This is a genomic window from Lactiplantibacillus sp. 7.2.4, assembly GCF_018991185.1.
Classification (GTDB): domain Bacteria; phylum Bacillota; class Bacilli; order Lactobacillales; family Lactobacillaceae; genus Lactiplantibacillus; species Lactiplantibacillus pentosus.
In genome coordinates, this window is record NZ_JAGYGS010000088.1 from 1 (window position 1) to 8,483 (window position 8,483).

Annotated in this window: 8 protein-coding genes and 3 pseudogenes; 8 read left to right on the forward strand and 3 right to left on the reverse strand. The window is 33.5% G+C overall.

From position 1 onward, the window contains the following. Positions 1–278: 278 nt before the first annotated feature. From KGF70_RS15795 to KGF70_RS15820, 6 genes and pseudogenes are all read left to right on the forward strand, one after another. A complete protein-coding gene (locus tag KGF70_RS15795; protein WP_216786494.1) occupies positions 279–1,202 on the forward strand; it encodes a replication initiation protein in 924 nt (307 codons plus the stop codon). A gap of 149 nt (positions 1,203–1,351) precedes the next feature. Continuing rightward, positions 1,352–1,573, forward strand: a complete 222-nt coding sequence (locus tag KGF70_RS15800) for a helix-turn-helix transcriptional regulator (protein ID WP_216786495.1) — start codon at positions 1,352–1,354, stop codon at positions 1,571–1,573. A 604-nt stretch (positions 1,574–2,177) separates the two neighbouring features. Beyond that, a complete protein-coding gene (locus KGF70_RS15805; protein WP_154731615.1) occupies positions 2,178–2,330 on the forward strand; it encodes a hypothetical protein in 153 nt (50 codons plus the stop codon). A 24-nt stretch (positions 2,331–2,354) separates the two neighbouring features. Beyond that, complete coding sequence (locus KGF70_RS15810; RefSeq protein ID WP_154731614.1) at positions 2,355–2,507, forward strand: hypothetical protein; 153 nt, start codon at positions 2,355–2,357, stop codon at positions 2,505–2,507. Positions 2,508–2,654: 147 nt separating this feature from the next. Then, positions 2,655–3,401 (forward strand): CPBP family intramembrane glutamic endopeptidase, encoded by a 747-nt coding sequence (locus tag KGF70_RS15815; RefSeq protein ID WP_251899233.1) that lies wholly within the window; start codon positions 2,655–2,657, stop codon positions 3,399–3,401. Positions 3,402–3,467: 66 nt separating this feature from the next. Then, a pseudogene (locus tag KGF70_RS15820) lies at positions 3,468–4,316 on the forward strand (cysteine peptidase family C39 domain-containing protein); the annotation flags it as partial. 1,226 nt (positions 4,317–5,542) lie between these two features. Here KGF70_RS15820 and KGF70_RS15825 read toward each other — a convergent pair. Then, on the reverse strand, positions 5,543–6,046 hold the full coding sequence (locus KGF70_RS15825) for a DUF536 domain-containing protein (RefSeq protein WP_033609920.1): 504 nt from the start codon (positions 6,044–6,046) through the stop codon (positions 5,543–5,545). A gap of 225 nt (positions 6,047–6,271) precedes the next feature. On the opposite strand from KGF70_RS15825, the pseudogene KGF70_RS15830 reads away from it, so the two are divergent. Next, a pseudogene (locus tag KGF70_RS15830) lies at positions 6,272–6,361 on the forward strand (IS30 family transposase); the annotation flags it as partial. Positions 6,362–6,777: 416 nt separating this feature from the next. Here KGF70_RS15830 and KGF70_RS15835 read toward each other — a convergent pair. Next, positions 6,778–7,125, reverse strand: a complete 348-nt coding sequence (locus tag KGF70_RS15835) for a type II toxin-antitoxin system PemK/MazF family toxin (protein ID WP_024002471.1) — start codon at positions 7,123–7,125, stop codon at positions 6,778–6,780. Beyond that, positions 7,125–7,388: a type II toxin-antitoxin system PrlF family antitoxin gene (locus tag KGF70_RS15840; protein WP_057878253.1), complete on the reverse strand. Its 264-nt coding sequence runs from the start codon at positions 7,386–7,388 to the stop codon at positions 7,125–7,127. The genes KGF70_RS15835 and KGF70_RS15840 overlap by 1 nt, the downstream gene beginning before the upstream one ends. Before the next feature lie 77 nt (positions 7,389–7,465). Here KGF70_RS15840 and KGF70_RS15845 point away from each other — a divergent pair. Then, a pseudogene (locus KGF70_RS15845) lies at positions 7,466–8,053 on the forward strand (site-specific integrase). Positions 8,054–8,483: the final 430 nt, after the last annotated feature.

Consider the following 8,483-nt stretch of genomic DNA (forward strand, 5'->3'; position numbering starts at 1 on the left):
TGCTTCTAGGTTTTGGCCTCGTACAGTGGTGCCTCTTTTAAACCTCTTTTATAAACCTCTTTTAAACCTCTTTTAGACCCCTCTTGAGCCTTACTCCCCCAAGGCTCACAGAAGTTTATCAAGTACCTTTTGTCTGTTTATCAAGTACCTTTTGTCTGTTTATCAAGTACCTTTTGTCTGTTTATCAAGTACCTTTTGTCTGTTTATCAAGTACCTTTATAAGTTCTGTACTTGATAAAAAGGTACTGTTATTTTAATATATGTTTGAGGTGATAATCATGTCTAATGAGTTAGTTAAGTATGATCCTGAGTTGAATACTATTCCCTTGAGAAAATTTACCCCAATTGAGATGAATTTATTTTTTTCAATTGTTTCCCGCATGCGGGATCAAGGGAATAAAACTGTTCGTTTCTCTTTTGACCAGTTAAAAGAGCTTAGTAACTATAAACCAACCGCAAATAAACGTTTTATTGATGATATTGAAAATACATACCAAAAAATCCTCAGCCTTAGGTTTGGCCGTAGAAGTAAGAGTGGCTTAAATCGTGAATTTTTTGTTATGTTTACTGAATTTGAAATTAAAGGTGAAGCTGAAGAACCTTATGTTGATATTCAGATTTATCCCAAAGCATTGCACTTGCTAAACGATTTAGAAAGTTGGGTTCGTTATGCCCTAACAGAATTTAGAAATTTAAAAAGCAGTTACGCCAAAACAATGTTTCGTCTAATTAAGCAATTTCGAACTACTGGCTATTCTTATTTCTCTAAAGAAGATTTTTTTGAATTGCTTGATATACCTAAAAGTTATTGGAATAGTCCTTCAAATGTTGACAAAAAGGTTATTAAGCCAATTAGAGAAGAATTAACCCCGCTTTTTAGAGGGCTAACGATTAGAAAAAAATATGGTAAAGGCAGAGGAAAACCAGTTATCGGTTATTCTTTTACTTGGAAACCTGAAAGAAAGGACGCAAATGATTTTTCTCAAGGCAAATTTCAAGATGAGCGTCAAAAACTCTTTAACATTCAGCACAATGATGAATTATCAGATAAAGAAAAGTGGCGTGCAATTGACAAAGTTAAATGCTTGCCTTTAGGAACAACTGAAAAACAAGTATTGGCTGAAAAACAAGCTGAACATGATCAAAAGATCAGGGATCAAGCAAGACAAGAATTTCTCGCTGATCTCCGAAAGGGGAATTGAAATCATGCCTAAAACTATTAGAGAACTTATAAGCTGTGTATCATCAGTAAGGTAGTCACTTTGATTGAAAAGAGTTTAAATTAGGTTAATGTTATTTCTTTAAAAATAGTAAGTATATATAAATGTTTATGAAGGAGCCCTATCTCATAATGAATTTACCAAATAAATTGAAACTCTGTAGGAATAAAAAACATCTAACTCAGCAGCAAGTTGCAAAAATATTATGTATTTCTAGAAAAACTATCTCTGGTTGGGAAAATTCGCGTAGTTTACCTGATATTGATACCTTGGTGAAAATTAGTGATATATATGAAGTCTCACTTGATTATTTACTTAGAGATGAAAAAATGTTAGACAGATATTCTATTTAGAATAATTATTTAGTTTTTTCGAGGAAATCATCAATATTTTTTTATTATGCTAATGTGTTTCTTTGTTTCAGTATGATTTTTGACACCTTTGATTTTAAAGAAGTACTTGTACCTACGGTTCCCATCCTCTTTATCATCAATATTATTGCCTTTTTTAATCATTTTTCACCTCGGTTTCTATTTAAAAATAAGTTATACTTTCTAATTTGTTCTATAACCTTCTTTTCTATACTCATGGCTTTTATCGTTCTTAATATCCAATTATTACATTCCTCTGAATACCTAGTTCATTTTAATAGGACTACTCTATTAGGATTTTTATTGGGTCGACTTTTTTTAATTATTCTTACCTCTTTAGGTATTGTAACAATTATATTTTTAAAGCCTAAATCTCTTTTTCTTAAAAAATAACTCTCCGCATAAATAATCTATCTTTTTCCCAATTTTGTTATTAAATCATTTGTCTTAAAATAAAAGCTTCTTATATTGCTTCAATTGTAAGCTTGATTTTAATCATTACTTGGATATATTTTTAAGTATACTTAATGTCTATTTTAAAAGAAAAAATATATTAAGCAAATTAATGATGTTAGGGGGTGAAGTTATGAATAAGACTTTTTTTAAAGATAGTTTTCAACTCTTACATAATGAACATTTACAAAACATTCTTGGTGGTTCTAGAGGTGACTATAAAGCTGGTTATAAATGGGGAAAAGTCGCTAGAAACGCCTTAGAGCTATGGTCACTATTTAAATAAACTTAAGGAGAGGTATTTGCATTTATGAAAAGTAACTATATAAATTTATCAGATAATAGTCTTGAAAAAATTTTAGGTGGGTATCATGCATATAATGCTGCTGCTATTCGTAGAAACAACAGGGCTATGCAAGGCGCGGCAGATTTCGCTAACGGATTTTTCCATGGATTTTTCTAAAAGCTTATTCATTTATAAGCATATTAGTGCACTTTACATGAGCCCTGTATGAGGCTGAATATATATTTCCTCAGTTTTTTGAGACTTATAGAGAGAACCCAAAATCATATATTCGATTTTGGGTTCTCTAAATTTTTATATATGGAGATGACTTTAGTGAGGAGCAAAGAACTTGTGTTACGGCTTTTTTTAGTTGTGTTCTTCGAACTATTATTTGAACTTCTTATCATCAATTTTTTAAGATGGGGTGGTGAATACAATAATCTAGTTTTTTTATTTTTGGATAAATGCTTATTTTTTAGCTTACTAATCGTTTTAAATTCTGCATTAACAAAACAAAAGATTCCTTTTTCTATAAAACTAAATAAAGAGCAACAAAAGCTCATTTTTATGCTTGCAATTATATTAATCGCAATTGGCTTGATGAATAAAGAAAATTTTTTATCTGCATTCGTAATTGGATTAATTGCTAGTATAACGGAAGAATATCTTTTTCGGGGAATAATTCTTGTTACGTTATTTAAGTTGTTTCGGAATTCTAAAAGCCAACTCTCTCGTATTTTGTTCCCGCTGGTGATTTCAAGTGTACTATTTGGATTAGAACATTTTCTTAATTTATATTCGCAAAGTCTTTCCTTGACTATAGTTCAAGTTTGTCAAACGATGGCAATGGGTTTTTTATTTGCCTGCCTTTTTGTTAGAACCAGAAACTTATTATTTCCAATAGTATGTCACTTTTGCATTGATTTTATAGTAACCGCTCTTTGGGGAATACAAACCAACAACAATGCCTCACTTAAAAGCTCTGGTTTTGTTATAATTTTGTATTTGATCGTTGGCTTTGCAATTTTAATGCCAACACTAACCGATAATAACCCATTGGTAAAAAAATAGTAATTTTCTAAACATGCAAACAGTTGCTATAGTTAAATATTATTAAAAATCTGGAGAATTAAAATTATGAATTTACATAATTTCTTAAATTGTTACATCTCTCAAATCGATGAATCAGATTGCGGTGTTGCTTGCCTAGCAATGATCTTAAAACATTTTGGATCTAATGTCTCCTTAGCCTATCTAAGAAATCTTGCTAAAACTAATACAAAAGGAACTACTGCGCTGGGTTTAGTGAGGACAGCTGAAAAGCTCAAGCTTGAAACTAAGGCCATTAAAGCCGATATGACCTTATTTGATATTATGGACTTGCCTTTACCATTTATCGCTCATGTCGTAAAACCTGGAGGCTTGTTGCATTACTATGTCGTGTTAAAAGTTAAAAAGGATCAATTAATCATTGCCGATCCTGATCCAACTGTGGGCGTTATTAAAATGCGAAAAAAGCAATTTTCTCAGGAATGGTCTGGTGTTGCTTTATTCATGGCTCCTAAGCCCACTTATCAACCAATAAAACAAGAGAAAAGCTCTTTATTTTCTTTTTTCCCCAGCATGATTAAACAAAAAAAACTGGTTGGAAATATTATTTTAGCCGCTTTACTAATTACAATCATTAGTATTGCCGGTTCTTATTTTTTACAAACAATCATTGATACTTATATTCCTAACAATATGCATAGTACCCTAGCAATAATTGCCCTAGGCTTAATTATCTTTTATATATTCCAATCAATCTTTACTTATGCTCAAAACTTTTTACTAGCTGTTCTAGGCCAACGATTATCAATTGAAATTATTTTAGGCTACATTCGTCATATTTTTGAGTTACCAATGGAATTTTTTGCAACCCGCAAAACAGGAGAAATTGTTTCCCGTTTCACCGATGCTAGTAAAATCATTGACGCTTTAGCAAGTTTAGAATGTATTTTAAAGTAGTTATTTAATGTTAGCATACAAAAAAGGCTCGTCAAATTAATGACGAACCACATACTTTTAGAGAATTAATCCGTGTCAATCCCGAACACAAGTATAGTATAGCATGGTCAGAAATAGACGCAACCACTCAATTTAATCAAGTTAACATAACACATAGTATTAAAAGCTAAAGTTTGTGAAGTGTGTAAATCCTTGTTATATCAACGATAGCAAGCTATATATTTACCGATATCATACGATAACGATACTTTGTGAAAATAGAGTAAATTTGTAAATGTTAATATACCAGTATTTTACACTTGTGAAAGTTTATTATTCTACGTATGTAAGTTACTTTGTGATAATGACGTTTCATGTATAATTGTCCGAAACATGTCGGCTTAGAACCCGCCTAGGCTGAGACTATATAATATTAATAGTGTGTCTATCGTTAGTAGTTAGTTCTTAACGTTTTGTGGTCTACGTGACGATTAGTAAATTAATAACACCCTAGTTTAACCTATCTGCACGCAACCACGTGCTCTTAACCCTCAAGGTCAAACCAGTTTAGTGCGCTTGCCCTTTGCTGTTCAGAACGCTTGAACCTGAGCGGGATATAGTTTTCCCCTTGTTTTGCGAAGAAGAAAACTTTTTGTTGTTCGTCACGAATCACCGTCACGTAAAAACACTTGTATTGTTACTATTGCGCTTGTAGATTAGCCTAACTAATCTAGCCTATAAAAAAAGCACCCTTTATAGGTGCCAGCAATCATTTATTTTTAGTTGTTTGGATCACTGGCCTTGCGTAATAGCCCTGTACTTTCGTACTGCTTTACCGCCCGCCCCGTGCGTGGGGCCACCGTTCGGAACTAACCTAAATACAAGTATAGATTAATTCCTAGTGGGAGTTTATAGCGGCGGCTCTCACTTGACCTGTCGACTTGTTTCATTAGCTCCGCTAACCGGCTGTCAGTCCCCGAAAGGTAAGATTAGTTGGCTTGGCTAGAATGTTGCCACTCTAGTAACGGGGCTTGGCTCCCCCGTGATCCAGAAAAATTCAACTCTACCTACTTGAAAAATCTTACAATAGTAGGTAGAATGAACACATAACCTTGAATGATTTACGTGTTCCCCCGGCTTAGCCCCCGAGGGAATTTTTTTGTCTATTTAATTTAGTTACAAACAGTATTATACCCCTTTGCCGATAATATGACAAAGGGGTATTTTTAACGTCTCAGCCAGCCGAATAACCCCTTTTTAGGCGTCTTAGTTTCTTTCCCCTCATAATTACCCTCGGTAGGTTTTAAAACGTCTGTATCGTCGTTTTGCAGAGGCCTATCGTCCTGTGAAGGGGTGTTGTTCGTAGTGGTATCGAGTAGCTTTTCATTTTGACGGTTGGTAGACAAGTTGAGTTGTTGTTGCTGGTCAAGTAATGACTGCATTTTATCTAATTGATCGTTCTTTCGTTCAAGTTCGCCCTTCAAAATGTCTATTTGTTCAAGCAATATTCGTGACGTATCTGCTTTCGTTTCAGTTGCAAGGTGAACGGATTCACTTGAAAACGCCTTTATAATAACGTCTTTAGTGTGTTCGGAATATAGTTTCGCGTTTCCTTTCATTGAACGTTCTGAAATGTTATTATCACGAATGTACCGCCACACTTTAGTTTTGTTAACCTTTGCAATATCAGCTATTTCAGATATTTTATATAATCGTTCATTGTTGTTCATGAATCGTTCTCCTAACGTTTTTGAATGTTCACTATGATAGATTATACCATTTCAACACTGAACGAGGGCTTAGAACACGTCTCTCAACATATGATATAATTCTATCGTGGAGAGTTTTAGTTTTAAGGTAGATTGTAAAATTAATCCGAACGCTGTTCGGACAAAAAAGATCAGCTTCCTTTAAAATGGTGTTTACCACAAACCCATCTTTTAGGAGCTGATCTTTTGTCTAGTATAACCTATTCCGAACGAATTAAAATCGAAACCTTTTGTGAACTAGGGCTGTCCAATATCCAAATGGGCGTTCGGATTAATTTTACAATCTACCAATTAAATAAATCTACAATTGAATTTTATTTACCTTATGAAGATGTTCAAAACGCGTTAAAGGAAAGTGCGCAAAACCCCTTTATACGTACAAAGGATGAATGGGTAGTGGGTAACAATGAGTGTAAATTAAATAAGGCACAAAAAAAGATGCTTAAGGATAAAGAAATATATAATCATTTCAATTTAGAAAATATTTCCAGTTCCATCAAAACGGAGCTAAACAAGATAGTGCATGACATCGATGACTAATACTTTAACACCAAACAGAAAGGGGCTATGAATATATAGGGTCTATAACTATCAAATAACCCCTCAAAAACATTGTTAAAATAACCCCTAATATCTATAATGTAGATATTGGGGGCTATTTTTTGTTTTTATCAATAAATAACATCTGTTTTTTAAAAAAATTGTTGGACCTTTGTACTAATCGAACTAATTTCTTGCTGAGATAAAGTGGCCACAACTTCGCCATCTGATCGTTTTGTTGGATCGACAGCACGGACATGTTGCAATAACGCTGTCCCGTGAATTTTCCCGTTATCTATCCTGATAAATAACGGCGATTTAGCATACTTTTCTTGGGTACGATATTTGTCAGAGGTACTGATTGGCACAACTAGCACCGTATTAAAATAGCGATTATAGTGATCGTTGCTTACAACTAAACACGGTCGCTTTTTCTTAGTTTCAGTGCCTTTAGCCGGATCTAAATTAATCCATAAAATAGCGCCTTGTTTTAATTTCATTAATCAAAGTCTTCGCTTTCTACGTCTTTACCCCAATCAACTTCTATCGTACTGAGATTTCCAAACTTTTTTTCTTGTTCATCAACAAGTTGCCATAGATCCGGTTTACTACGAACAATCATTACTTTACCATTTGGTTCAATCTGCCATTCAATTGTGTCAGTAGACCGAACTTTTAACAGTTCACGTACTGTTTTAGGAATTGTAATCTGATTTTTACTTGTGATCTTCGAGCTAACCTTAGTTACATTACCTGCACTCACAATATCATCTCCTTACTTTTTCCTTACAAAAATAATAACATAACTGCTTTAATATCTCAAGAAAAGGAGAAAAGACTATGCAACAAGTTGTCTTACCAATCAAAGATTCAAATATTCTCAAGGAAGTTCAAGATACGTTACTCAATAATTTTAAAGCTGGCCGTCGTAACTATACAATTTTTCAAGTTGGTAAAGCTACGCTACTAAGAGTCAGTGACGTCATGTGCCTAAAACAAAACGATATCTTTAATCCGGACGGTTCCATTAAACAAAATGCGTTTATTCATGATAAAAAAACTGGTAAATCTAATACGCTGTATCTTAAACCGGTTCAAACAGACCTCTTGTTGTATCGTCAATGGCTGCTTGATCATAAGTTACAATCTGAATGACTCTTTCCTTCCATCCAACACCCAGAACGACATATCACAGAAAAACAGTTCTACAAAATCATGAGCAAAGTCGGCGATCTTTTAAGTATCAATTATCTTGGTACGCACACTATGCGCAAAACTGGAGCTTATCGTGTTTACACACAATCTAATTACAATATTGGTTTGGTCATGCACTTATTAAATCATTCAAGTGAAGCGATGACTTTAGCTTATTTAGGCTTAGACCAAGCAAGTACTGAAACCATGTTAGACCAAATTGATTTTGGTTAAATGGGTTTGCTTTTAGTTGTCGCTTACAGCGACTTCTGATACAGATTTTTTAGATTTTAGCACAACGTCATTTTAGATGACGTGTAAGTGCGCATTGACCTCGTTTCACTCTGTCTGCTGATAGCCATAAAATCAATTTTTCTCGTTATTGAATTGAATGTATTTTTAATTCAATTTATGTTTGCACCTAACTAGGATTGTTATGTTTTAAATATTTAAAAAGTGTTGCAGATTACGCTGTTTTAAGCCAAAATTTTTTAATTGCTTTGTGCAGAGAATCTTTATAAGCTTGGTAACAAATTTTGAATAACGGTGCTGTAAGATCTGTGAATTTAAACTGAAAGCATTATTTTGATGTTAGGAGTAATTAAGATGGACGAAAAGAAAGTATTAAAACCAATTGATGAAATGCTTGCTGATCCTTGGCAAA

What these genes read in the sequence shown, in the direction of transcription:
- KGF70_RS15795 (WP_216786494.1), top strand. Translation starts at nt 279, where the DNA reads ATGTCTAATGAGTTAGTTAAGTATGATCCTGAGTTGAATACTATTCCC.
- KGF70_RS15800 (WP_216786495.1), top strand. Translation starts at nt 1,352, where the DNA reads ATGAATTTACCAAATAAATTGAAACTCTGTAGGAATAAAAAACATCTA.
- KGF70_RS15805 (WP_154731615.1), top strand. Translation starts at nt 2,178, where the DNA reads ATGAATAAGACTTTTTTTAAAGATAGTTTTCAACTCTTACATAATGAA.
- KGF70_RS15810 (WP_154731614.1), top strand. Translation starts at nt 2,355, where the DNA reads ATGAAAAGTAACTATATAAATTTATCAGATAATAGTCTTGAAAAAATT.
- KGF70_RS15815 (WP_251899233.1), top strand. Translation starts at nt 2,655, where the DNA reads ATGACTTTAGTGAGGAGCAAAGAACTTGTGTTACGGCTTTTTTTAGTT.
- KGF70_RS15825 (WP_033609920.1), bottom strand. Translation starts at nt 6,046, where the DNA reads ATGAACAACAATGAACGATTATATAAAATATCTGAAATAGCTGATATT.
- KGF70_RS15835 (WP_024002471.1), bottom strand. Translation starts at nt 7,125, where the DNA reads ATGAAATTAAAACAAGGCGCTATTTTATGGATTAATTTAGATCCGGCT.